The following is a 20,899-nucleotide window of genomic DNA, read 5'->3' on the forward strand; positions in this document are numbered from 1 at the left end:
GTTAGTCACACACTCTGTCCCTCCCCGACGCTCTTCCGATCTGCCCGGACCGTCGCGGCGCTGCTCGGCGGCGGCGCCGACGCCAACGGCTGAGCCGCGACCACCGCCCCCGCCCCAGAACCCGACCGCCTCACCACCACCCCGGGACACCGACATGACGCAGAACCAGCCCTCCGCTCCGCTCCGCATCGTCATCGGCTGCGACGAAGCCGGATACGCGTACAAGGAAGCCCTCAAGGCCGATCTGGAAGCCGACCCGCGCGTCGCGTCCGTGCTCGACGTCGGTGTACGGGCGGACGAGCACACCGCCTACCCGCACATCGGTGTGGCCGCGGCCCGTGTGGTCGCCGACGGGGACGCCGACCGCGCCCTGCTGTTCTGCGGTACCGGACTCGGCGTCGCGATCAGCGCCAACAAGGTGCGCGGCATCCGCGCGGTCACCGCGCACGACAGCTTCTCCGTCGAGCGCGCGGTACTGAGCAACAACGCCCAGGTCCTCACCATGGGCCAGCGCGTCATCGGCCTGGAGCTAGCCCGCCGGCTGGTCCGCGAGTGGGTCGGCTACCGCTTCGACGCGTCCTCGCCGTCCGGCGAGAAGGTCGCCGTCCTCGACTCGTACGACACCGCGACCACCGCCGCCGAGGCCTCCGCCGGCTGCTGAACCTCCCGCGCGGTCACCACCGGCCCGCCTCTCGCCGCCCTTCCCCGCCACCACTTACAACGACGTAAGGTGCACCCCGCATGTCTACGCTCGCCCTGACCAGACCCGAGACGCTGGCCGCGGCGACCGCGCCCTGGACCGGGCACGACACCCGGCTCATCGTCATGGTCGCCATAGCCATCGGCGTGATCATCTCGCTGATCGCGATACTCGACTTCCACCCGTTCGTCGCTCTCATCGGCGGCTCCATCGTGCTCGGCATCGGGTCGGGAAGCGAACTCTCCAAGGTCGTCGACTCGTTCAGTGCCGGAATGGGTTCCACCCTCGGTTCCACCGGAGCCCTGATCGCACTCGGCGCGATCCTCGGCAAGCTCCTCGCCGACTCCGGGGGTGTGGACCGCATCGTCGACACCATCGGCTCGCGCTCGGGTCCCCGCCTGCTGCCCTGGTCGATGGCGCTGATCGCCGCGGTGATCGGGCTGCCGATGTTCTTCGAGGTGGGCCTGGTCCTGCTGGTGCCGATCATCGTGGTCATGGCCAAGCGGACGAACACGCCGCTGGTCCTGCTGGCCGTGCCCGCCCTCGCGGGGCTCGGCACCATGCACGCGTTCGTGCCGCCGCACCCCGGCCCGCTGGTCGCGGTGAGCGCGCTCAAGGCGGACGTCGGCACCACGCTCGGTCTGGGTCTGCTCGCGGCGATACCCACGGTGATCCTCGCGGGACCGCTGTACGGGAAGTTCATCGCCCGTCACGTGAGCAGCGAGGCCCCGGCCGCGCTCATCGCCTCCCTCGTCAAGGAGTCCGACCAGAAGCGCGAGCCCGGTGAGGAACGCCGGACGCCGAGCTTCGCCGTCTCCGTCGGTGCGGTCGCCCTGCCGGTCGTGCTGATGCTCGCCAAGTCGGTCGCCGACATCGCGTTCCCGGGGGACACCTGGTTCAACCACCTGCTGGACTTCCTCGGCACTCCGCTCATCGCGATGTTCATCGCGGTGCTCGTCGCCATGGTGGTCTTCGGTTTCCGGCTCGGCCGCGATCGCGCCGAGGTCCGTACGACGGTGACCGCGGGTCTGCCCGCCGTGGCCGGCATCCTGCTCATCGTGGGCGCGGGCGGTGGCTTCAAGCAGCTCATCGTGGACACCGGGGTCGCGGGCGCGATCGGCAAGTTCGCCGCGGAGGCGCACCTGCCGCTGCTGGTTCTCGGCTGGCTGCTCGCCGTCCTGATCCGCCTGGCGACCGGTTCGGCCACCGTCGCGACCACTGCCGCGGCCGGAATCATGGCGCCGCTCGCCGCGGGTGTCCCCCCGGTGGAGGCCTCGCTGATCGCGCTCGCCGTGGGCTCGGGTTCGCTCTTCTTCTCGCACGTCAACGACGCCGGTTTCTGGCTGGCGAAGGAGTACTTCGGGATGAGCGTCTCCCAGAACATCAAGACCTGGTCGGCCCTGTCGACGATCGTCGCGGTGATGGGTCTGATCATGTCCCTGCTCATGAACGCGGTCTTCGTCTGATCCGGACCGCCGCCGGCTCCCGTTCCCGTCGCCGTTCCCCTCGTCGTACGAGATCGGCGACGGGAACGGCGGCCGGAACCGCGACCCGGACCGCGACCCGGCCCGGGGCGTCGCCGCCCCGGGCTCCCCTCGCCCCGTAAGAGAATCTGTCCATGCGGCCCCCACGACCGCATCCCGCAAGGAAGAAGCACCCGATGTCCGCTGAGAACTCCGTCTCCGCCCCCACCACCGCCGTCCTCGGCCTCGGCGCGATGGGCCTGCCGATGGCCACCCGCCTGGCCGGCGCCTTCCCCGTCCGCGCCTTCGACGTCTTCGAGGAGCGCCGCGACCTCGCCGCCGGGGCCGGTGCCACGCCCGCCGCCACTCCGGCCGAGGCCGCGCAGGGCGCCGACGTGGTCGTCATCGCCGTCCGTGACCAGGAGCAGCTGGAGTCCTGCCTGTTCGGTGGCGGGATCGTCGAGCACGGCGCCGCCGAGTCGCTGCGCGAGGGCGCGGTCGTCGTGGTCACCTCGACCGTCGGTGTCGACGCCGTCCAGGCCGTCGCGGCACGCCTGGCCGAGCGGGGTGTGGGGCTGGTCGACGCTCCCGTCAGCGGTGGGGCCGTGCGCGCCGGGACCGGTGATCTGCTGATCATGATCGGTGCGGACGAGGCCACCATGGCCGCGGCCGAGCGGGTACTCGCCCGGCTCGGTTCCACGCTGCACGTCGTCGGCCCGCGGGTGGGTGACGGCCAGATCATGAAGACCGTCAACCAGCTGCTCTGCGGTATCCACACCGCCGCCGCCGCCGAGTCCCTCGCGCTCGCCCGTGCGCTCGGCATCGACCTGGACCGCGCGGTCGACGTCCTCGGCCAGGGTGCCGCCGCCTCCTTCATGCTGGCCGACCGGGGCCCGCGCATGGTGCAGCAGTACGAGGTGAAGGAGGACGGCACCGGCGGTCCGGAGCTGCGTTCCCGGCTCGACATCATCCGCAAGGACATGAACATCGTGGTGTCCCTCGCGAAGAAGGCCGGTGTCGCGACCTCCGTGGCCGCCGCCGCCGACCAGCTCTACCAGCTCGCGATCAGCCAGGGCCTGGCCGCACAGGACGACTCGGCGCTGGTCACCCTGCTCTCCCCGCGCACCGCGCGCTGAGCGCCGCCCCGTGGGGGGAGGGGCCGTGGCTCCGGCTAGGCTGAAAACCCGGCTGGATTCCAGGCCGAGTGCCGGGCTGAGGCCCGGTCCGCCGGGCGGGTACGGCACGTCACAGGGAGATTCAACGATGGGACCAGCCGGCAGGCAGGTACGTCCGGCGGGGCTCGGCAGGACCGTACTCATGGACGAGGCGTACGACGCGCTGCTCGCTCTGATTCTGGACGAGGGGCTGGAGCCGGGTACGCCGCTGCGGATCGACACCATCGCCAAGGACTGGGGCGTCTCGCCGACGCCGTTGCGGGAGGCGCTCGCCAAGCTGGAGAACACCGGCCTGGTCGTCCGTGTCCCGCACCGCGGTTACACGGTCGCCCCGCTTCTGGACGACGGCGGTTTCCGTGAGCTGATGGGTGCCCGGCTCCTCATCGAGCCGTTCAGCGCCCGCCAGGCCTGTGAGCGGGACGCGGCGGGGACGGCGCGCGCGCTGGCCGAGAGCCACCGGCTGATGGCGGCGGCGGCGGTGCAGCGGGTGGCGGACGACTTCCGGACGTACCTCCAGGCGGACTCCGCCTTCCACGCGACCATCGCCCGTGCCGCGGGCAACCGTTTCCTCTCCGCGGCCATCGATCCGCTGGGGGCGCACATCCAGCGCTTCCGGCGTTTCACCGGCGGTCGTGTCACCGACACGCAGGAGGCGCTCGCCGAACACGCTTCCGTCCTCGACGCGTTCGAGGCGGCGGACGCGGATGCCTGCGAGGCGGCGATGCGCGCACATCTGGAGGGTGTGGCGCACCGGTCGTTCGGCCACTGACACGTAGACGCAGGGACCGGCGAAGGGCACCGGCCCGCACCTGCCCCTGACAAGCCGCCCCCGGCAACCGACCCGCCGCCCGCCGCCCCGGCTCCCCGTCGCCCGCCCTCCCGGCTCCCCTCCGCCGAAGTCCCGATCCCGCTGATCACCGCCTCGGCGGTGTGCCTCTGCGGCGCTCCGGCCCTCCTGCCGGTGCGCGAGGTGCGCCGACCGTCTCTCCCGGCACCGCCCGGGGCGGGACGGTTCACGCCCCGTCCCGCCCCAGTTCGCAGTAGAGGTCGCGGAAGGCGGCGGCGAGGGAGGCGACCGTGCGCCAGTACGCGTACGCCGCGAGGTCGGGGGTGCTCGCGTCGGGGCGCACCGCGACGTCGAGATGGCGGTAGGCGGCGCGGAACAGCAGCCGGACCGCGCCCCGGTCCGGCTCGTCGTGGCCGTACTCGTCCGCGCCCATCAGCCTGCGCAGATGGGCGACGAGTTCGTCCGTACCGGCGTTGACGACACTGCGCGGCGGCACCCCGGCCCGGTCGGCCCGCGCGTGCTCGATGGCGTCGGCGATCACGTCCACGTCGATGCCGGGGTCCTTCGGTCGGACGTCCGGTGCGGTGCTGCTGTTCATCGGTCCTCCTGGCGTCCGGCACGTCTTCCCGCCCGCCGGTGGACGGGCCGGGCCGGGACCCGCTCCGGGACGGTCTGCCAGGCCGTGTCCGGACCCGCCCTCCGGGCGGACGGCGCTACTTTCACCACACGGCCTGGGCGAGTTGCGGTAGGAGAATCGAACCGCATCCCGCCCTAGCGCGGAGGGGCGGACGTCCCCTTGGACTGATCAAAGTGGTCAAAGATCGACAGGCCTTGCCCAGGACCGGTCCGGGACCATCCCGACACGGATGACGTGCGGAAATCTGCCCCCTGAGGGACCCGACCCGTGGCTAATTGGAGCCCGTCCGAGCGCCGCCGGGAGCCCACGCCATCTCCCGGCGGTACTCGGCGTGCGCGGCGACACCGCGTACCGGACTTCCGGCTTCGGGCACCAGGGGACGCGATGACACGTGAACGGAACGAACAGCTGGCCTGTCTCCTGGGCGAGGCCGGCTGGTCGCGCGCCCAGGCCGCGAGCGCCTTCAACCGGGTCGCGGCGGAGAGCCGGCGCTCCGGCGATCCGTGCGGTCCGCTGATCGGGCGCTCGCACGTGAGCATGTGGGTGGGCGGCACCCGGCCGTCCGGCTCGGCCCCCGCCGTCCTCGCGCTGGCGCTGTCCCGGCGGCTGAAGCGAGTCGTCACCGTCTCCGAGCTGGGGTTCGGCGACCCGGGCGGCCCGGCGCCGATCGGGCCGCCCGCCGACGCCCTGGCCGTACTGGCGGACCTCGGGCGGGCCGATCTCCATCCGGACCGCCGCAACCTGCTGGCCGGGATCGTGTACTCCACGGCGGTCCTGGCGGTGCCCGCCGCCGAGTGGCCGGGGTCCGCTCCCGGGCCCGTCCCGCACGCGGCCGAGCGGCTGTCCAACAACCTGCGGGTGGTCCAGGGCGACGTGGCGACCGTCCGCGAACTCACCCTCGCCTTCTCGGCCGTGGACCAGCGGCGCGGCGGCGGACACGGCCGCACCGCCCTGGTGCAGTACCTCCGCACGGACGTACGCGATCTGCTGCACGGCCGGTACGCCCACGAGCGGGTACGCCGGGACATGGAGTCCGCCGCCGCCGAACTCTCCTACCTGTCGGGGTGGATGGCCTTCGACAGCGGCGAGAACCCGTTGGCCCAGCGCTACTTCGTACTCGCGCTCCAGCTGGCGGACCAGGCGCAGGATCATCCGCTCGGCGGGCACATCCTGCGCGCGATGGCCCACCAGGCTCTGGACATGGGCCACTTCGACAACGCACTCGCGCTCGCCGAGGCCTCCGTACAGGACCGCCGCTACACCGACGCGACTCCGCGCGAGCGTGCCCTGCTCGGCGTGGTGCACGCCCGGGCACTGGCGGCAGCGGGCCGGACCCGGAGCGCGGTGAAGGCGCTGCTGCGCTCGGAGAACGATCTCGCGGCAGCCGAGGAGGGGGTGGTCGAGCCGCACCGGACCTTCTTCTTCGGTGAGGCGTCGCTCGCCCACGAGACGGCGCGCACCCTGGAGGCGCTCGGTGACCGCAGGGGCGCGATCCGGGAGTTCGGCCGCTCGGTACGGACCCGGGGCTCGGCCTTCCGCCGCACCCACGCGGTGACCCTGGGGCACCTGGGGGCGGCCCAGATGGCGCACGGGCAGGTCGAGGAGGCCTGCGTCACGTGGGGTGGGCTGCTGGACGCGATGGAGGAGGGCATCCAGTCCGGCCGGGCGGAGCAGGCGGTCGTCCAGGTGAGGCGCCTGCTGTCGCCGCTGCGTCATCGCGGGATCCCGTCGGTGACGGCGGTGTCCGAGCGCGCCAACAGCCATCTGTCGAAGCTACATTGACGGCCGAGGTCTTTCGTTCGGATCGGGTGGGGGGACGGGCATGGCGGACGTACTGGGCATCGAGCCGATCGGGACCGTGGTCGGGGGACGCCGGGAAGTCGCCGACGACCACTGGGGCGGCGTCGAGGCGGTGATCCGGCTGCGGCCGGACTTCCCGCCGGAGGTCGTGCGCGGGCTGGAGGAGTTCTCGCACCTCGTGGTCGTCTGGCACTTCGACCGGGCCGACCCCGGCGACGTGGCCCTGCACGCGAGGAGCCCCCGCGACAACCCGGCCTGGCCGCCCACCGGGACCTTCGCGCACCGCAACCACCGCCGCCCGAACCAACTCGCCACCAGCTTCCCCCGGTTGCTCGGGGTGGACGGGCTCGATCTGCGGGTGGCCGACCTGGACGCGGTGGACGGCACGCCGGTCTACGACCTGGCCCCCTACTTCACGGCGATGGGCCCGCGCGGCCCGGTCCGGGAGCCGTCGTGGCCCGGCGAGATGCTCTCGGAGTACTGGGCCGAGGACGGGCCGGGAGCGGGGCCGGGAGCGGGGGCGGGGGACGACGGAGTGGCGGACGGAGCCTGAGAGCCGCAGTCACCGCGGCACCGCAGCACCGCAGTCACCGCGTCCACCCCACGTCACCGCGTCCACCCCACGTCACCGCGTCCACCGGGGTCGCTCGGCAGCCTCAGGCGCCGGTCCGTCCGTCCACGAGCTCGCGCACGACGTCCAGATGACCGTTGTGCCGGGAGATCTCCTCGACGAGGTGGAGGACGACCCACCGGAGGTCCACGTGGGTTCCGTTCCCGAGCGGGCGCTCGGCCTTCGCGTCCAGGTCGGACGCGAGGAGCAGACCGCGGTAGCGCTCGCTCTGCTCCTCGTACGCGGCGAGCAGCTCGGGCAGGGGAACTTCGACCGCGGTCCGCATCTCGGGGTCGGGGTCGTCCTGGCTCGCCAGGGTGAGCGGGCCGGCGAGTTCCTCGCCCAGGAACATCACCTGGATCCAGTAGTACTCGACCCACCGCAGATGGCTGATCAGCCCGCACAGCGTCATCAGCGGTGAGCCCGGCAGGGGCGCCCTGCGGGCGTCCTCCGCCGATACGCCCTCGCATTTCGCCCGCGCGGTGTCACGGGCGTACTCCAGGAAGGTGATCAGCTGCGTGCGCTCGTCCCAGGCGGGAGGCGTATCGGTTCGTCGGGTCATCGGCGAAGTCTCGCCCGGGTCGACGAGACTGTCGAACGGTTAAGGGGCGAGCCCGGCCGGCGATCAGGCGGTGCGGTGCGCAGCCGGCGGTGCGGTGCGCAGCCTGCCGGGCGCGCCATGTCACCGCCGCGAGTCGGCCTGCGCGCGGGCGCGCTCGATGTCGGGAACGTGGCGCTCGGCCCATTCCCGGACGGCCCGCAGGGGGATGAGCAGGGACCGGCCGAGGTCGGTGAGGGCGTACTCGACGTGCGGGGGGTGTGCGGGGATCTCGGTACGGGAGATCAGGCCGTCGCTCTCCATCGCGCGGAGCGTCTCCGTGAGCGCCTTGGGCGTGATCCCCCTGATGTGCGCCTTGAGTTCGGTGAACCGCATCGTCCTGGAGTCGAGCGCGTTGACGACGAACACCGTCCAGCGCGCGCCGATCCGGTGCAGGACGGTGCGGCTGGGGCAGGTCGCCGCCATGACGTTGTAGGCCTTGCCCATGAGCGACTCCCGGTAGCGTTGTGGATACCGATATAAAATCTATACCGTCTCGGCCGTGACTCCTACAGATTCCGCGGTCCGTCCCTCGATGGCTCGACACGGCCGGTTCGTCACGGCGATCGCCATCGACGCGGTCGGCACCGGCGTGTTCATCCCGGTGACGATGCTGTACTTCCTGGCCGCGACCTCGCTGACGCTGGTGCAGGTGGGCGCGGCGATGACGACGGCCGGCCTGCTGGCGCTGCCGGCGGGCCCGTTGGTCGCGGGGCTGATCGACCGGTACGGCACCACGCCGATGCTGCGGGCGGCGAACCTGGCCCAGGCGCTCGGCTTCGCCGGGTATCTCGTCGTGGGGCACACCTGGCAGATCGTCGTCTGCGCATGGCTCAACAGCGCCGGGCGGGCGGTGTTCTCCGGCTGCTACGGCGTGACCGTCACGGCACTGGCCGCGCCCGGCCGACGCGAGCACTGGTTCGGCCTGCTCGGGTCCGTACGCAACCTCGGCTACGCGCTCGGCGGACTTCTCTCCGCCGTCGCCGTCGGTGTCGGCACGCACGGTGCGTACGCGGCGGTCGTGGCCGTCAACGCACTGTCGTTCCTGGCCGCGTTCGCCCTGATGCGGACCGTGCCGAACACCCGCCCGGAAACGGGCCACGATGCCTCCGGAGGCTGGCGGCGCGTACTCCGCGACCGGCGGTACCTGCCCGTCGTCGGACAGCAACTCTGCTTCGCGCTCTCGCTGTTCGCCCTCAACATCGCGATACCCGTCTATGCCGTGGACGTACTGGGCCTGCCGGGCTGGACGGCCGGGGCGGTCTTCACGCTCAACACCCTGATGGTCGGCTTCGGCCAGGCCGCCGTCCTCGGCCGGGTCGGCGGACGGGTCCGCGGTCGCGTCCTCGTCGCGGGGCACGCCTGCTTCGCCGTCGGGTACCTCCTGTTCCTCGCCGCCGACCGGGTGGCCGCCGTCGGTCCGGCGGTCGCCGTCGTCCTGCTCGGTGCGGGCAGCTACAGCCTCGGGGAGATCCTCGGCGGTCCCGTCACCTCGACGGTCGCCGCGGAGAGCGCCCCGGACGCCCTCCGCGGTCGTTACCTGGCCCTCAACCAACTCGCCGTGACCGTCGCGGGCACGGTCGCCCCGGTCGCCCTCTCCTGGTTGCTGTCCGGCGGGGCAGCGGCGATCTGGCTGACCCTGGCGGGCGTCAGCGCCCTCGGAGCGGCGCTCGCCACCGTGATGGGCAGGACGGTCCCGGCGGCAGGGCGCCGCATCGGGTCAGCCTGAGGCGGCCTTGCGGCCCGTGGTGAGGGCACGACGGCCGGACCGGACCAGGAGCGCGGTCACGGACAGGGCGACGAAGGGGACGGCGAAGCCGGCTCCGGCACCGGCCGGTCCGTCGACGAGCCGGCCGACCGCACCGGCGGAGAACGCGATGCCCGCCGCGCTCGCGGAGTTGGCCCAGGTGAATGCCTGGGTGACCACCGACCGGTCCACGACCGACGCGATGAGCGTCGAGGAGACGGCGATCGACGGTGCGACACCCGCGCCGGGCAGCAGCAGGGCGAGTCCCAGCTGCCAGGGGGTACCGGCGAGCAGCGGCAGCAACGAAGCGCAGGCCAGAAAGGCGAGGATCAGCGGGAGTTGGTCCGCGGGCCGGGTGCGCAGTCCGTACTTTCCGTGGGCCAGACCCGCCAACAGGCTTGCCACGCTCATCAGCCCGTACATCAGCCCGGCGGCCGGGGCGGCGTGGAGGTCGGCGGCGAAGGCGCTCACCGAGACCTGGGTCGAGCCGAAGAAGACCCCCAGGGCCAGGTTGACCACCAGCAGGGTGACGAAGCCCTGGGACCTGAGCCCGCTCGGGCGTGTGGCGGAAGTAGCGCCGTCCGCCCGGAGGGCGGGTCCGGCGGCGTCCGGTGCGTGCGATCGCAAGGCGGAGGGGCGCCCCGATACTGGACGTATCGGGGTGATCCCGACAACGCGGCGAGCGTGCGTGCCGGGCGTCGCCGGACAGGCGGGACTTTCGCGACACGCTTCAGCCCTGCCGTCCTCACTCGTCCGCACCGGGCGGGCGGTGGGCTCCGGGGCCGTCCCCCGCAGCGCCGCGAAGACCAGTCCGGCGCCGACGACGAGAACGCCCGCCAGCACCGTTCCGGCGGCCGGGTGCAGCCGGGTCGCCGCGAGGACCGCGAGGGCGGGGCCGAGGAGGAAGGCGGCCTCGTTGCTGAGGGTTTCGAGTGCGAAGGCCGGAGCGAGTGCGGCGTCGGCCGGTTCGGCCCCGCTGTGCAGCAGGGCCGACCAGCGGGCCGAGGAGAGCGCGCCGATCTGCGGGACCGTCGCCCCTGCGGCGAGACCGGCCGCCGTCAACGCCATGGTGGGCGCACCCGTCAGGGCCGTCACGACCAGCACCACCAGCGCCCCGGCGTGGGCGATCAGGAGGGGGACGAGTACGCGCGGCTGTCCGTACCGGTCCATGAGGCGGGCCGCTTGCGGGCCCACCAGGGCCTCCGCCACGGCGAACGAGCCCGTGACCAGACCGGCCGTCCCGAAGGACCCGGTCTCCGCGTGGACCAGCCAGACCATGCCGAGACCGGCCATGGCCACCCCGACCCGGGCGGGCGCCGCCGCCAGGAAGAAGGCCGCCGCGCCCGGGGTCCGCAGGGCCGAACAGTAGGAGGCGGCTGCCGTGGGCGGTGGTGTGGGCGGTGGTGTGGGCGGTGGTGGTGAGCCGGTGCCGGGCGCGGGGGAGGTACGACGGAACCAGTGACGCGGGGTCACGGTGAGCCTTCCGCTGCACGGTGGGACGGTCCGGGAGAGCGACCCGCGTGCGGGTGCGCTCCCCCGCCGCCAGGAGTCGTCCAAGGTGACGTCGGGCGGGCGGAGTTCAGGCCCGCTTCGGCGTCGGCTCCATCGCCGGCAGAGATGTGGAGAACGGAATGTCGGGGCGATCGGCTCCGGAAGGGAGCCGATCGGCCACGATAGCGGCCGGCTGGGCCGGACCGTGCTCGTTCAGCCGGAGAGGCGCGTGGCTGTCAGGCTCTGGGGGTCGTACTCTCCGGTGACCTCGCGCACCCCCTTCAGGAACATCTGGAAGAGAAGATGGCCCGGGGTCTGCTTCCATTCCCCGCCGACCTGCTGGGACTTGCCCGGGTTGACGCTGAAGTAGCCCTCCCGCTCGGACTTGATGCCGATGTAGCCGCCGAGGGTTCCCTCGTTCTCAGAGGCGGCGACGTGGCCGCCGATCGCCGCTTCGATGGCTGCCGGCGCGTCTCCCACAGAGGCCAGAGCCGTGTACTGCGGATCGAAGAGAAGCTCGTGCGCACCCGGCTTGAGGGTGAATTCGAGCATGCGGAAGCCGGCGTTGCTCGCCACATAGTTGTGGGCCTGCTTCTGGTCGCCCAGGTGTGTGCCCGTCGGGACGATCTGCTGCTTGGCGCCGTGCCAGTCGGCCGCCGAAGCCTTGGGATTGTCCCGGACCCATGCCTCGGTGCGGGCGCGCGGACTGTCGATGTCGCTCTCCGCACCCGCCCACGCCAGCACCGCGTCAGCCTCGGCGCTGCTCATTCCTCGATAGAGCTTCAGCTCCCCGGACCCCTGTGGCTTGGCGGCCAGATCACGGAGAAGGTCGGAGGCGATTCCGCCGACGATGTCGGTGAGCGTGCGGGGCTTGGGCTTCTTGCCCTTCTTGGAAGTCGCCTTGTTCTTCATGGCGGCCCGCTTGCCATCCATGACGGCCCCTTTGCCTCCACCCTCCCTCTCCCAGAAGGACTGCTTGAGCACGTCCTGCACGTCGTCCCCCTGCGGATAGGCGACCCGCTGCACGGTGGACGAACCGGACAGCACGTGGGAGGAGTCGGTGCTGCGCTGCACGCTGAAGTCGGACGCGGGCTGTGCCGCCAGGACGCGGTGCGCGTTGGCCTCGGCCTCGCGCTCGAACCGGTCCGAGGGGTCCGAGACCTTGAGGCCGCCGCCGTTGTCGGTCCCGGCGACGGGACCCTGGCGCTGCTGGATCACGTGGGTGAGTTCGTGGGCGAGGGTGTGCCGGTCCGTGCCGCCGTCACCGACGACGATGTGGTTGCCGGAGGTGTACGCACGCGCGCCCACCTCGGCCGCGGACGCCTTGGCGACGCTGTCGGTGTGGAGGCGTACGTCGGAGAAGTCCGCCCGGAGCCGGCTCTCCATGTCGGTGCGGACGGAGGCGTCGAGGGGGCGCCCCGGAGTGCGCAGGACGTCGTGGACGGTGGACCGCTGCACCGCGGGTTGCGCGGCATGCTCGGTCTGCTGGTGCCCGCAGCCGTCCGAGTGCTCGTGCTGCTCCTGGGCCCAGGAGTGGCCGGCCTCGCGGAGCATCTGCACGACCGCCGCGTTGCCCGCACTGACCTGCAACGCCGCCAAGCCCACGGCAGGCCCCGACGTTCTCCCCGGAGCGGCGGGCCGGTGGGAGGACGAACGCGACCGCTGATCGGCCTTCTGCGCCGAGCCGTCGCGGGATTGCCTGGAAGTCACACGCTCACCTTTCGAGAGCCGGATCAACTACCGAACTTCGCAGCCTGGTCGCAGCCTCGGCAGAGAACCCGACAGGAGCAGATCGAGGTCGTGGACACCAGGGTACGAGTCGAAGGACCACAGCTCTCGTCCTGGCCGGTTCGGACTCCGGCATGAGGACGAACTCCTGCGCATTCCGGCCCCGTTCGCATGCGGGGAAGCTGCGCGGACCCCCGACACGAGCGAGCGGCCGGTACCGAAGTGCACCTGTGGGGAGCCCTGTTACGCGGTGCGCGACGAGCTCCCGAGCTTTCCCGCCTTCACACCCGCCACGAACGACCCGAACGAACCGACGGAGAACGAGAACCGGACCGCTCACATCCTTGGAGTCACGGACAGGTACGACGACGCACGCCACGGCAAGATTGACAGCGACCTCGACACAGTTGCCACCGTTGTCGCTGTACGAAGAGGTGAACCAACGGGGGGATTCTGTCGTCGTCACGGGGACACCCTCTCGCCGCACGCGATCGTGACCGCACGGGGCCCGCGAGACCCGAACGAGCCTCTGGCGTACGACAGTAGGCCGCACATCCGCTCCCCCGCGAGACGAAAATCCGCCCGACCAAGTGGTGGGGTCGATGGAGTTGGTGGCGCCTGAGCAGCTGTTCAGGTCGTCGCGGCGAGTGCCGGAAGATTGCGGCCCTCTCGGGCGTTGGCTGTACGTATGAAAATCAGCGAGGCTTCCAGAGTCAGCGGCGTGAGTGCGCGTTCGTTACGGCACTACGAGGACGAGGGCTTGATCGTCCCTGGCCGTTTCAGCAACGGGTTCCGCGACTACTGCCAGTCCACCATCGACCGGGTGCTCGTCATCCGCTCGCTGCTCGAGTCCGGGCTGCCGGTGCGGCTGATCAGGGACGTCCTGCCCAGCCTCACCGACGGCTCCGATGCCGGAACCGACGTGGTGTGCGCGGAATTCCTCCACGAGGTACAGAACCATCGCGATCGGCTCGCTGCCCGCATCGCCGTTCTCAGCGATCAGCAGGCGTCACTCGACGCCTACCTGCGCGAGGCCCGCCGTACTGATCTCTGAACAGCCGCTTGACCTTGACGTAAGTGTCAGGTTCGTACGTTCGGTGCATGGAGATCGACAAGCAGCAGAACACCGTCCGGCAGACCGTGCGAGCACTGGTCCAGCACACGCACCGGGGACCGGAGGACCTGACTCTCACGACTGATCACCGCCGTCCCGCCCCGGGGCCCGGCGAGTACCTGATCCGCGTCGGCGCCGCCGGGGTCAACTTCGCCGATGTCATGCAGACCCACGGCACCTACGGAGGAGGCCCGCAGGCACCTTACGTGGCGGGCTTCGAGGCCGCCGGCGAGATCGTGGGCATCGGCCCGGACGTCGGGACTCCGCTGCGGCTCGGCACTCACGTCGTCGGAGCCGGGCCGGGCGCCTTCGCGCAGTACATGACCATGCCGGCCGCGGGTGTACTTCCCGTGCCGTCCGGCTGGAGCGACGCCGAAGCCCTCGGCCTGGTGCTGAACTGGGCGACCGCCTTGGCGGCACTGAAGCCGCTGGGCGAAATCAAGGCGGGTGAGGTGGTGCTCATCCATGCTGCGGCCGGAGGCGTCGGGCAGGCCGCCGTCCGCCTCGCCCGCCACTACGGCGCACGCGTGATCGCCACGGCCTCGCCCAGGAAGCATCGCTCCGTCACAGCGCTCGGCGCCGACGAGGTGCTGGACAGCCGACGTCCCGATCTGGCCGAGGAGATCACCCGCCTGACCGGTGGTGTCGATCTGGTCCTGGAATCGGTGGGACGGGCCACGTTCAAGACCAGCCTGTCCGTCGCCAAAGCCTTCACCGGACGCATCGTCGTGTTCGGCGCCGCCTCCGGCGATGCCACCCTCACCACCCAGGACCTGGTTTTCACCCACCAGGTCCAGGTCAAGGGTCTGCACATCGGTGCACTGGCGGTCGCGGCCCCCTCCCTCTACCAGTCGTTGCTCGTCGAGATCGAGGCCCTCATCGCCCACGGCGTCTACCCGCCCGGCACTCCGCAGGTGCACCCCCTGGCCGAAGGACCGGCAGTGCTCCAGCAAGTCGGAGCGGGCCAGACCCAGGGCAAGCTGGCCCTCGATCCCTGGCGCTGAGGGTCCCCGAGGGGGTTGCCCCGGCGCCGAAGTGTCAGACCGCGCCGAACCCGCCGGCCTTCACGCCCGCCACGAACGACGTGAACGAACCGGCGGAGAAGCCCAGAACCGGGCCACCGGAGATCTTGGAGTCACGGACGGGTACGACGTCGTACGCCACGGCGAGGTTGGCGGCGACCTCGACGCAGTTGCCACCGTTGTTGCTGTACGAGGACGTGAACCAACGGGGAGACTCGGACACCACGGAACACCCTTTCGCCGCACGCGATCGTGACCGCGCGGGGCCACGCGAGACCCGAACGAGCCTCTGGCGTACGACAGTAGGCCGCACACCCGCACGCCGACGAGACGAAATCCCGCCCAACAGGAGGCCCCACCGCGCGTCGCGCGGTGGGGCCTCCTTCTGCCTGATGCGGTTGACCCGGCGCCGAGGGATCAGACGGCGCCGAATCCGCCGGCCTTCACGCCCGCCACGAACGAGGTGAACGAGTCGACGGAGAGGCCCAGAACCGGGCCATTGGAGACCTTGGAGTCACGGACGGGTACGACGTTGTGCGCCACGGCAAGGTTGGCGGCGACCTCGACACACTGGCCACCGTTGTTGCTGTAGGAAGACGTGAACCAACGGGGGGACTCGGACGTCATGGGGTGCCCTTTCGTGCCTTTTCAATCATGGCCACCGATGCTGATTGAGACAGCGCTTCGGCCTGTAGCTGATGGTAGGCCACCAACTGTGGTAGCACGGAGGCCGTTTCACGCTCCAGGTGCCCCCGCATCTGGGACTCCGCGTAGGCCATCACGGACAGGTCCGCCAGCGTGAGCAGGCTCATCGGGAGGTCGAACGGACGGCGCTCGCCCATGTCGTAGGGAGCGATGTGGAGCACCGTGTTCGGCAGTTCCGCGAACTCGACGAGGTGCGTCAACTGCGCGTCCATCACCTCGGCCCCTCCGACCTGCCTGCGGATGCAGCTCTCGTCCATCACCACCATCGTCATGGGCGGACGGGACCGCACCAGCGCCGCCTGCCGTTCCGCCAGGAACGTCACGCGCTCGTCCGCCTGCTCGGGCGTGATGACACCCCTGCGCACCGCGCTGTCCGCCAGCACCCGCGCGTACTCCGGCGTCTGCAACAGGCCGGGGACGATTCCCACCTCGAACAACCGGATCTCCACCGCCCGCCCTTCATAGGCGACAAACTCGGGGAACCCCTCCAGCAGCACGCCGTGCCGGATCTCGCGCCACTCGTTCTCGAACGACTCCGCCGAGCCGGCCGTACCGAAAACAGCGTCGAGTTCCCGTGAGAAACGGAGAGTTGGCGGTTTGCGAGCAGTTTCAACCGCGGAAATATGCTGACTGGAATATGACAGATGGGACGCCAACTCCTCTTGGCTCCACCCGCGCCTCTCCCGTGTCCGTCGGATACGCGCACCGTATGCCGCGCGCGGGCTGGCTTCCGGGTTCAACTCCAAGCGGTTGACCATGCCGTGGACTCCTCTTCCTTCCAGTCTTGCTAGTTGAAGGGAAGTTGACTGTAGGACACCCTGAGGACCCCGCGTAGTGGATTCGCTACAGAGAGGAGCGAAAGGTGTCCGGAGAGAACGTCCGTCCGAATGTCAGGTGTTTCCAGACCCCCGAACTCGGCGCGGTCATGGTCGACACGAGCCGTCAGGACCGTGTCGGCGAATTCCGTGGACTCTCCGGCCCCTACTGGGCCATACGCCCTCTCGCCGGCGGCCTCGAATGGGAGGCGGCGCCCCAGCACGTACGCCCGGCGAGCCCCATGGAGCGGCTGCGGGCGGAGAACGCCCGCTGCAACGCCCGTAGTCGGGGCGAGACGCTCTGACAGGGCGGGCACGGCCGGGCACGCGGCGCAGGGCGGACGCGGACCCCGTGCCGGACCACCGCCGACCCACCGGCAGCAGGACCACACCCCGAGCTACGAGAGGCCGACCTCATGCGGCACTGGCAGACCAAGGCGGAACAACTCGCCACCGACACCGTGGACCCCGTGTCCCGCTGGCTCCCGCCGGTGGCGCGGGTACCCCGTCACCGGCTGGTGCCCCGCTGGTGGGAGCCCGACGGGACGGGGGCCTGGTCGCTGCGCGACGGGGCGAGCGACCCGGCGGCCTGGGCCGAAGCGGCGTACGCCGACCGGTCGTTGGTGACCCGGGTGGGCGGCTTGCACGCCGACCACGCCACGCCCGAGGATCGTCCGGAGGGTCTGCCCACGTCCTCGGCGACGCTGCCGAGCCTCACCGTCCGGATGCTCCGGTACGCACGGCTCGGGGACGGGCTTCCGCTGCTGGATCTCGGCACGGGGGCGGGCGGGCTCACCGCGTACGCGTCGTTCCGCGTCGGGGACAAGCAGGTCACGAGCCTGGACGTGGACCCCTATCTCTCCGCCGTGGCGGGTGAGCGGCTCGCGGGGCTCGGGTACCACCCGACGATGCTGACGGCCGACGCGACCGAGCACGTGCCGGGTGCGTACGAGCGGATCGTGTCCACGGTCGGACTGCCACCCGGCCCCGGGCTCCGCCCGGTGCTCGCCGCGCTCGTGCCCGGCGGGCGGCTCGCGATGACCCTGGCCCGTACGACCCTGGTCGTCACCGGGTGGAAGCGCGCCAACGGGGACGTGGTGGGCCGGGTCGAGCGGGAGATGGCCGGGTTCATGGAGGCCCGGTCGGGCGACGACTACCCGGCGGGTCGCACGGATCTGTTGGCCCTCGCCCACGAGGCGGAGGGGGACGACGTCAGTACGGGCCGCTACCCGGTGGTGGACCTGGCGAACGCCTGGGAACTGCGGTCCATGCTGGAGATCACCGCACCGGGTGTGGAGCTCGGATTCGGCACCCGGGGCGCGACGCGCACCGCGTACCTGGTGCATCCGGACGGCTCGTGGGCCCGGGCGTCCGCCGACGCGGCCGACCCGCCCACCGTGCACCAGAGCGGTCCCCGGCGTCTGTGGGACGTGCTGGAACGCCTGCGGAACCGGCTCAACACGGAAGGCTCGCTGCCGTTGCTCGGGGCGCGGGTCCTCATCACCCCGGACGGGGTGGTCCACCTGTCCCGGGGGGCGTGGCACACCTCCCTCGGCGCCCGATGAGCACCGGACGGCAGGGGCCGGAGGTACCGGAGACGCCGAAGGGCCCGGACGGACCGGACGGACCCGCGCACCCCGTGAACCGTTGCCCCGCCACCGCTCTGATGCCTCCCCCGGCGCAGGTCACGGGTGTGGCGGCTGCCCCCGGCTCGCCCCCCGAGGGCGGATCCGGGCGGCGGCTCCGCTGCGAGCTGGCGGAGCACCACACGGCCGAGCACGCCGAGTTGCTGTGGGACGACGACCGGCTCGGCGGCGGGCTCTGGGTGCGCTGGACCGAGAACCGCATGTACCGGGTGATGCTGTTCTGGTGCACGCACTCCGACGAGTCCGTCGGCGAACCCGGCGACGCCTGCGGCCTCTTCGACGACCATCCGTCCGCCCACTCGTGGCTGATCATCGACACCACCGAGGACGCCCCTCCCGAGCTTCCGCCCCAGCGCGGCGAACCGCCGTCGACACCTGCGGGGTAGTCCGGGCGGCGGCGGGCGGCTACGCCGTAACGGCCGGGAAGAGGCGCTGCACGGCCGCGACGATGGCCGCCCGGCGAGCGGCGAGGAAGGCCGCCCGCTCGTCCGGGTCGGTGGGCGTCAGGTCCGGTTGTCCGACCCAGGACATGGCGAGCTGGTTGACGAACATCAGGATGTCGGCGGGGTCCCACACCGGATCGAGGTGGCCCGCCTCCTGCGCCGCGCGCAGTTGCCCCGTCTTGTGGCGCACGGTCGCCTGCATGGGGTCGTCCGGCTCGGGCGGGGTTCCGTCGGCCAGTTCGAGCCGTCCCCAGTTCATGAGACGGAGGCGGTCGGGGTGGGCCGCGAAGTAGTCGTGGACGCGTCCGGCGTAGCCGGGGAGGTTGGCGGGGTCCAGGCGGGTGGCCCCGGCGACCGCCGCGAGTTCGTCGGCGGCGATGGTCGCGTAGAGCTCTTCCTTGCTGCGGAAGTGGGCGTACAGGCGTTCCTTGCTGGTCCGCGCCCCTTTGGCGATGCGCTCGATCCGCGCCCCCGCGATTCCGTACCGGGAGAACTCCGCCGTTGCCGCAGCGACGATGCGGTCGCGGGTGGAGTCGGTGCCGGTGGGAGGAGCCATGGCCCCAATCTACCTGGCCACCCCTCGGCCGAACCGTTTGGTTTGCCGCGCCTCCAGGACGGGCGTACGGTAAAACCGAACAGTTTGGTTTGGTCGGCACGAATCCTATGAACCAGAAGGAGCAGATCGTGGAGACAAGGAAGCTGGGCAGCCAGGGCCTGACCGCCGCGGCGGTCGGTTACGGCGCGATGGGCACCGCGGTCGGTTACGGCCCCACTGACGACGCCGAGTCGATCGCCGCGATCCGTCGCGCGCACGAGCTCGGGGTCACCCACTTCGACACCGCGGAGATGTACGGCTGGGGCGAGGGCGAGAAGCTGCTCGGTCACGCGCTCGCGCCGATCCGGGACGAGGTGACGATCGCGACCAAGTTCGGCCTCACCGAGTCGTTCGGCCAGGACTCACGGCCCGAGCACATCCGCGAGGTGGTCGAGAACAGCCTGCGCAACCTCGCGATCGACTCGATCGACCTGCTCTACCAGCACATTCCCGACCCGCGCGTCCCCGTCGAGGAGGTCGTCGGCGTGATGAAGGAGCTGGTCGACGCGGGCAAGGTCGCCCACCTCGGCCTCTCCAACGCCGACGAGGACACCATCCGCAGGGCCCACGCGGTGCACCCGGTCTCGGTCCTGCAGAACGAGTACTCGATCTTCGCCCGGGGCTCCGAGGCGCTCTTCCCCGTCCTGGAAGAACTCGGCATCGGGTTCGTCGCCTACTCGCCGCTCGCGCGCGGGTTCCTCAGCGGTGCGGCGAAGCCGCGTGACGCGTACGACGCGAACGACTTCCGCCGGCGGCTGGCCTGGTGGGCGCCGGAGAACTTCGGCGCGAACACGGCCATCGCCGACGGACTCGCGGCGTTCGCCCGGTCCAAGGGCATCAGCCTCGCGCAACTGGCCCTGGCGTGGCTGCTCGCGAAGCGGGAGTACATCGTCCCGATCCCCGGCTCGCGCAACCCCGACCGGGTGGCTCACAACATCGCCGCGGCCGACCTGGCGCTGACCACCGAGGACCTCGCCCGCATCGACGCCCTGGCCCCCGAGGGCGGAATCGGTGGCCGGCTGGGCTGACACCGCCTCTTCGGTCTCCACCCCTAAGGGCTGTCCCGTAATCCGTGGTGGATCAGTGCGCGGCGTCAGATGCGGTGCACCGCAAGGCGGAGGAGCGTCCGCATACTGGATGTATGTGGACGTTCCGACAACGCGGCGAGGTGCCGTAGCTGTCGTCGCGCACCCACCAGGGATTGCGGGACAGCCCTTAGGTGCGATACCCGTGATTCAGGTTGTTTTCCGGCTGGTCGAAGTCATCACGTAGGTGTTCCCGACATCGGGATCGCCGTAGAAGAAGAACAGCTTCAGCTCGTGGTTCTGATCGCGGTCCACGTAGAAGGTCCACGCATATGTCGATGGGGGTTCGGCAGGCGAGGTGTCGGGGGCCGTCGCGGTGGAACGGCTCTCCGCTCGGGTCCGGGCTTTCAGCGTGACTCGGACGACTTGTCCGCCGTTGTCGTCGGTCAGTTGCCAGGTCCCCGTACCGGAGAGGCGCCAGCCGTCCTCGAAGTCGAAGTCCTGCCCGTCGAGCTTTTCGAGAAGAGCCGTTCCGTCCTTGCGAAGCACCACGTGGGTTCCCTCGACGTTTTCCCAGCCCCCAGCGACTTCGGCCGCCGTGGTGTCGTGGATCCCTGTTCCCTCGAAGTACTGATAGGGGCCGGCGCACGCAGTCAGAGCAGCCAAAACCACCATCAAGCCACCGAGGGTCGCTCCCCACGCACGTAGCCTGCTTCCGCCCGCCACCAGGACCTCCCGCGTTCAGCCCCTATCGGCCAACCGATAGGAGTGGGCCGTGGAGAGACACCTTGTCAGATA

23 protein-coding genes and 1 pseudogene are annotated in these 20,899 nt (G+C 71.1%); 13 read left to right on the forward strand and 11 right to left on the reverse strand.

Translation table 11 applies throughout. The features are described from left to right. The first annotated feature begins 154 nt into the window (after positions 1–154). From ACWD3D_RS09555 to ACWD3D_RS09570, 4 genes are all read left to right on the forward strand, one after another. Complete coding sequence (locus ACWD3D_RS09555; protein ID WP_451460338.1) at positions 155–661, forward strand: ribose-5-phosphate isomerase; 507 nt, start codon at positions 155–157, stop codon at positions 659–661. 80 nt (positions 662–741) lie between these two features. Beyond that, complete coding sequence (locus tag ACWD3D_RS09560) at positions 742–2,166, forward strand: GntT/GntP/DsdX family permease (protein WP_451460339.1); 1,425 nt, start codon at positions 742–744, stop codon at positions 2,164–2,166. Between the two features lie 194 nt (positions 2,167–2,360). Continuing rightward, complete coding sequence (locus tag ACWD3D_RS09565; protein ID WP_451460340.1) at positions 2,361–3,299, forward strand: NAD(P)-dependent oxidoreductase; 939 nt, start codon at positions 2,361–2,363, stop codon at positions 3,297–3,299. Between the two features lie 127 nt (positions 3,300–3,426). Then, positions 3,427–4,107, forward strand: coding sequence for a GntR family transcriptional regulator (locus ACWD3D_RS09570; protein ID WP_451460341.1), 681 nt, complete (start codon positions 3,427–3,429; stop codon positions 4,105–4,107). A 244-nt stretch (positions 4,108–4,351) separates the two neighbouring features. Here the strand turns inward: ACWD3D_RS09570 and ACWD3D_RS09575 are convergent, their stop codons facing one another. Next, positions 4,352–4,723: a hypothetical protein gene (locus ACWD3D_RS09575; protein ID WP_451460342.1), complete on the reverse strand. Its 372-nt coding sequence runs from the start codon at positions 4,721–4,723 to the stop codon at positions 4,352–4,354. Between the two features lie 423 nt (positions 4,724–5,146). Here ACWD3D_RS09575 and ACWD3D_RS09580 point away from each other — a divergent pair, with 423 nt between their 5' ends. Together ACWD3D_RS09580 and ACWD3D_RS09585 are read left to right on the forward strand one after the other, a co-directional pair. Continuing rightward, entirely contained in the window at positions 5,147–6,544 is a 1,398-nt protein-coding gene (locus ACWD3D_RS09580) for a Tat pathway signal protein (RefSeq protein WP_451460343.1), read from the forward strand. Positions 6,545–6,584: 40 nt separating this feature from the next. Beyond that, entirely contained in the window at positions 6,585–7,115 is a 531-nt protein-coding gene (locus ACWD3D_RS09585; RefSeq protein WP_451460344.1) for an SAM-dependent methyltransferase, read from the forward strand. Between the two features lie 103 nt (positions 7,116–7,218). On the opposite strand, the gene ACWD3D_RS09590 is transcribed toward ACWD3D_RS09585, so the two are convergent. Both ACWD3D_RS09590 and ACWD3D_RS09595 read right to left on the reverse strand, forming a co-directional pair. Continuing rightward, on the reverse strand, positions 7,219–7,734 hold the full coding sequence (locus ACWD3D_RS09590) for a DinB family protein (RefSeq protein WP_451460345.1): 516 nt from the start codon (positions 7,732–7,734) through the stop codon (positions 7,219–7,221). A gap of 120 nt (positions 7,735–7,854) precedes the next feature. Next, positions 7,855–8,217 carry a winged helix-turn-helix transcriptional regulator gene (locus ACWD3D_RS09595; RefSeq protein ID WP_451460346.1) on the reverse strand — a complete coding sequence of 121 codons (363 nt, stop codon included), beginning with the start codon at positions 8,215–8,217 and terminating at the stop codon, positions 7,855–7,857. A gap of 55 nt (positions 8,218–8,272) precedes the next feature. On the opposite strand from ACWD3D_RS09595, the gene ACWD3D_RS09600 reads away from it, so the two are divergent. After that, positions 8,273–9,499 carry an MFS transporter gene (locus ACWD3D_RS09600; protein WP_451460347.1) on the forward strand — a complete coding sequence of 409 codons (1,227 nt, stop codon included), beginning with the start codon at positions 8,273–8,275 and terminating at the stop codon, positions 9,497–9,499. Here ACWD3D_RS09600 and ACWD3D_RS09605 read toward each other — a convergent pair. The 3 genes and pseudogenes from ACWD3D_RS09605 to ACWD3D_RS09615 form a co-directional block, all read right to left on the reverse strand. Beyond that, on the reverse strand, positions 9,491–10,990 hold the full coding sequence (locus ACWD3D_RS09605; protein WP_451460348.1) for an MFS transporter: 1,500 nt from the start codon (positions 10,988–10,990) through the stop codon (positions 9,491–9,493). The two genes, ACWD3D_RS09600 and ACWD3D_RS09605, sit on opposite strands and share 9 nt — an antisense overlap. A 231-nt stretch (positions 10,991–11,221) precedes the next feature. Beyond that, positions 11,222–12,718 (reverse strand): eCIS core domain-containing protein, encoded by a 1,497-nt coding sequence (locus tag ACWD3D_RS09610; RefSeq protein WP_451460349.1) that lies wholly within the window; start codon positions 12,716–12,718, stop codon positions 11,222–11,224. A 261-nt stretch (positions 12,719–12,979) separates the two neighbouring features. Further along, positions 12,980–13,202: pseudogene (locus tag ACWD3D_RS09615) on the reverse strand (DUF397 domain-containing protein). Positions 13,203–13,424: 222 nt separating this feature from the next. Between ACWD3D_RS09615 and ACWD3D_RS09620 the strand changes: the two are divergent. Both ACWD3D_RS09620 and ACWD3D_RS09625 read left to right on the forward strand, forming a co-directional pair. Next, entirely contained in the window at positions 13,425–13,790 is a 366-nt protein-coding gene (locus ACWD3D_RS09620; protein WP_451460350.1) for a MerR family transcriptional regulator, read from the forward strand. Positions 13,791–13,837: 47 nt separating this feature from the next. Further along, complete coding sequence (locus tag ACWD3D_RS09625; RefSeq protein ID WP_451460351.1) at positions 13,838–14,854, forward strand: NADPH:quinone oxidoreductase family protein; 1,017 nt, start codon at positions 13,838–13,840, stop codon at positions 14,852–14,854. A 34-nt stretch (positions 14,855–14,888) separates the two neighbouring features. Here the strand turns inward: ACWD3D_RS09625 and ACWD3D_RS09630 are convergent, their stop codons facing one another. The 3 genes from ACWD3D_RS09630 to ACWD3D_RS09640 form a co-directional block, all read right to left on the reverse strand. Further along, on the reverse strand, positions 14,889–15,098 hold the full coding sequence (locus ACWD3D_RS09630) for a DUF397 domain-containing protein (RefSeq protein ID WP_451460352.1): 210 nt from the start codon (positions 15,096–15,098) through the stop codon (positions 14,889–14,891). A 191-nt stretch (positions 15,099–15,289) separates the two neighbouring features. Next, a complete protein-coding gene (locus ACWD3D_RS09635; protein WP_451460353.1) occupies positions 15,290–15,499 on the reverse strand; it encodes a DUF397 domain-containing protein in 210 nt (69 codons plus the stop codon). After that, positions 15,496–16,335: a helix-turn-helix domain-containing protein gene (locus tag ACWD3D_RS09640; RefSeq protein ID WP_451460354.1), complete on the reverse strand. Its 840-nt coding sequence runs from the start codon at positions 16,333–16,335 to the stop codon at positions 15,496–15,498. Before ACWD3D_RS09640 ends, ACWD3D_RS09635 begins: the two co-directional genes overlap by 4 nt. Before the next feature lie 104 nt (positions 16,336–16,439). On the opposite strand from ACWD3D_RS09640, the gene ACWD3D_RS09645 reads away from it, so the two are divergent. The 3 genes from ACWD3D_RS09645 to ACWD3D_RS09655 all read left to right on the forward strand — a co-directional run bounded on the left by ACWD3D_RS09645 (position 16,440) and on the right by ACWD3D_RS09655 (position 18,424). Continuing rightward, positions 16,440–16,697: a hypothetical protein gene (locus tag ACWD3D_RS09645; protein ID WP_451460355.1), complete on the forward strand. Its 258-nt coding sequence runs from the start codon at positions 16,440–16,442 to the stop codon at positions 16,695–16,697. Between the two features lie 111 nt (positions 16,698–16,808). After that, positions 16,809–17,957 carry a methyltransferase domain-containing protein gene (locus ACWD3D_RS09650; RefSeq protein ID WP_451460356.1) on the forward strand — a complete coding sequence of 383 codons (1,149 nt, stop codon included), beginning with the start codon at positions 16,809–16,811 and terminating at the stop codon, positions 17,955–17,957. A 74-nt stretch (positions 17,958–18,031) separates the two neighbouring features. Continuing rightward, positions 18,032–18,424 carry a hypothetical protein gene (locus ACWD3D_RS09655; protein ID WP_451460357.1) on the forward strand — a complete coding sequence of 131 codons (393 nt, stop codon included), beginning with the start codon at positions 18,032–18,034 and terminating at the stop codon, positions 18,422–18,424. Positions 18,425–18,443: 19 nt separating this feature from the next. Here ACWD3D_RS09655 and ACWD3D_RS09660 read toward each other — a convergent pair whose 3' ends face one another. Next, complete coding sequence (locus ACWD3D_RS09660) at positions 18,444–19,037, reverse strand: TetR family transcriptional regulator (RefSeq protein WP_451460358.1); 594 nt, start codon at positions 19,035–19,037, stop codon at positions 18,444–18,446. Positions 19,038–19,165: 128 nt separating this feature from the next. Between ACWD3D_RS09660 and ACWD3D_RS09665 the strand changes: the two genes are divergently transcribed. Beyond that, positions 19,166–20,104: an aldo/keto reductase gene (locus tag ACWD3D_RS09665; RefSeq protein WP_451460359.1), complete on the forward strand. Its 939-nt coding sequence runs from the start codon at positions 19,166–19,168 to the stop codon at positions 20,102–20,104. Between the two features lie 207 nt (positions 20,105–20,311). Here ACWD3D_RS09665 and ACWD3D_RS09670 read toward each other — a convergent pair whose 3' ends face one another. Next, the gene (locus ACWD3D_RS09670) at positions 20,312–20,776 is read right to left on the reverse strand and encodes a hypothetical protein (protein ID WP_451460367.1); all 465 of its coding nucleotides are present in this window, start codon (positions 20,774–20,776) and stop codon (positions 20,312–20,314) included. Positions 20,777–20,899: the final 123 nt, after the last annotated feature.

Source organism: Streptomyces sp. NPDC002690, assembly GCF_053592415.1.

Excerpts from the sequence above, each read along its gene's own strand:
- ACWD3D_RS09555 (WP_451460338.1), top strand. The coding sequence starts at position 155 with ATGACGCAGAACCAGCCCTCCGCTCCGCTCCGCATCGTCATCGGCTGC.
- ACWD3D_RS09560 (WP_451460339.1), top strand. The coding sequence starts at position 742 with ATGTCTACGCTCGCCCTGACCAGACCCGAGACGCTGGCCGCGGCGACC.
- ACWD3D_RS09565 (WP_451460340.1), top strand. The coding sequence starts at position 2,361 with ATGTCCGCTGAGAACTCCGTCTCCGCCCCCACCACCGCCGTCCTCGGC.
- ACWD3D_RS09570 (WP_451460341.1), top strand. The coding sequence starts at position 3,427 with ATGGGACCAGCCGGCAGGCAGGTACGTCCGGCGGGGCTCGGCAGGACC.
- ACWD3D_RS09575 (WP_451460342.1), bottom strand. The coding sequence starts at position 4,723 with ATGAACAGCAGCACCGCACCGGACGTCCGACCGAAGGACCCCGGCATC.
- ACWD3D_RS09580 (WP_451460343.1), top strand. The coding sequence starts at position 5,147 with ATGACACGTGAACGGAACGAACAGCTGGCCTGTCTCCTGGGCGAGGCC.
- ACWD3D_RS09585 (WP_451460344.1), top strand. The coding sequence starts at position 6,585 with ATGGCGGACGTACTGGGCATCGAGCCGATCGGGACCGTGGTCGGGGGA.
- ACWD3D_RS09590 (WP_451460345.1), bottom strand. The coding sequence starts at position 7,734 with ATGACCCGACGAACCGATACGCCTCCCGCCTGGGACGAGCGCACGCAG.
- ACWD3D_RS09595 (WP_451460346.1), bottom strand. The coding sequence starts at position 8,217 with ATGGGCAAGGCCTACAACGTCATGGCGGCGACCTGCCCCAGCCGCACC.
- ACWD3D_RS09620 (WP_451460350.1), top strand. The coding sequence starts at position 13,425 with ATGAAAATCAGCGAGGCTTCCAGAGTCAGCGGCGTGAGTGCGCGTTCG.
- ACWD3D_RS09625 (WP_451460351.1), top strand. The coding sequence starts at position 13,838 with ATGGAGATCGACAAGCAGCAGAACACCGTCCGGCAGACCGTGCGAGCA.
- ACWD3D_RS09635 (WP_451460353.1), bottom strand. The coding sequence starts at position 15,499 with ATGACGTCCGAGTCCCCCCGTTGGTTCACGTCTTCCTACAGCAACAAC.
- ACWD3D_RS09640 (WP_451460354.1), bottom strand. The coding sequence starts at position 16,335 with ATGGTCAACCGCTTGGAGTTGAACCCGGAAGCCAGCCCGCGCGCGGCA.
- ACWD3D_RS09650 (WP_451460356.1), top strand. The coding sequence starts at position 16,809 with ATGCGGCACTGGCAGACCAAGGCGGAACAACTCGCCACCGACACCGTG.
- ACWD3D_RS09660 (WP_451460358.1), bottom strand. The coding sequence starts at position 19,037 with ATGGCTCCTCCCACCGGCACCGACTCCACCCGCGACCGCATCGTCGCT.
- ACWD3D_RS09670 (WP_451460367.1), bottom strand. The coding sequence starts at position 20,776 with ATGGTGGTTTTGGCTGCTCTGACTGCGTGCGCCGGCCCCTATCAGTAC.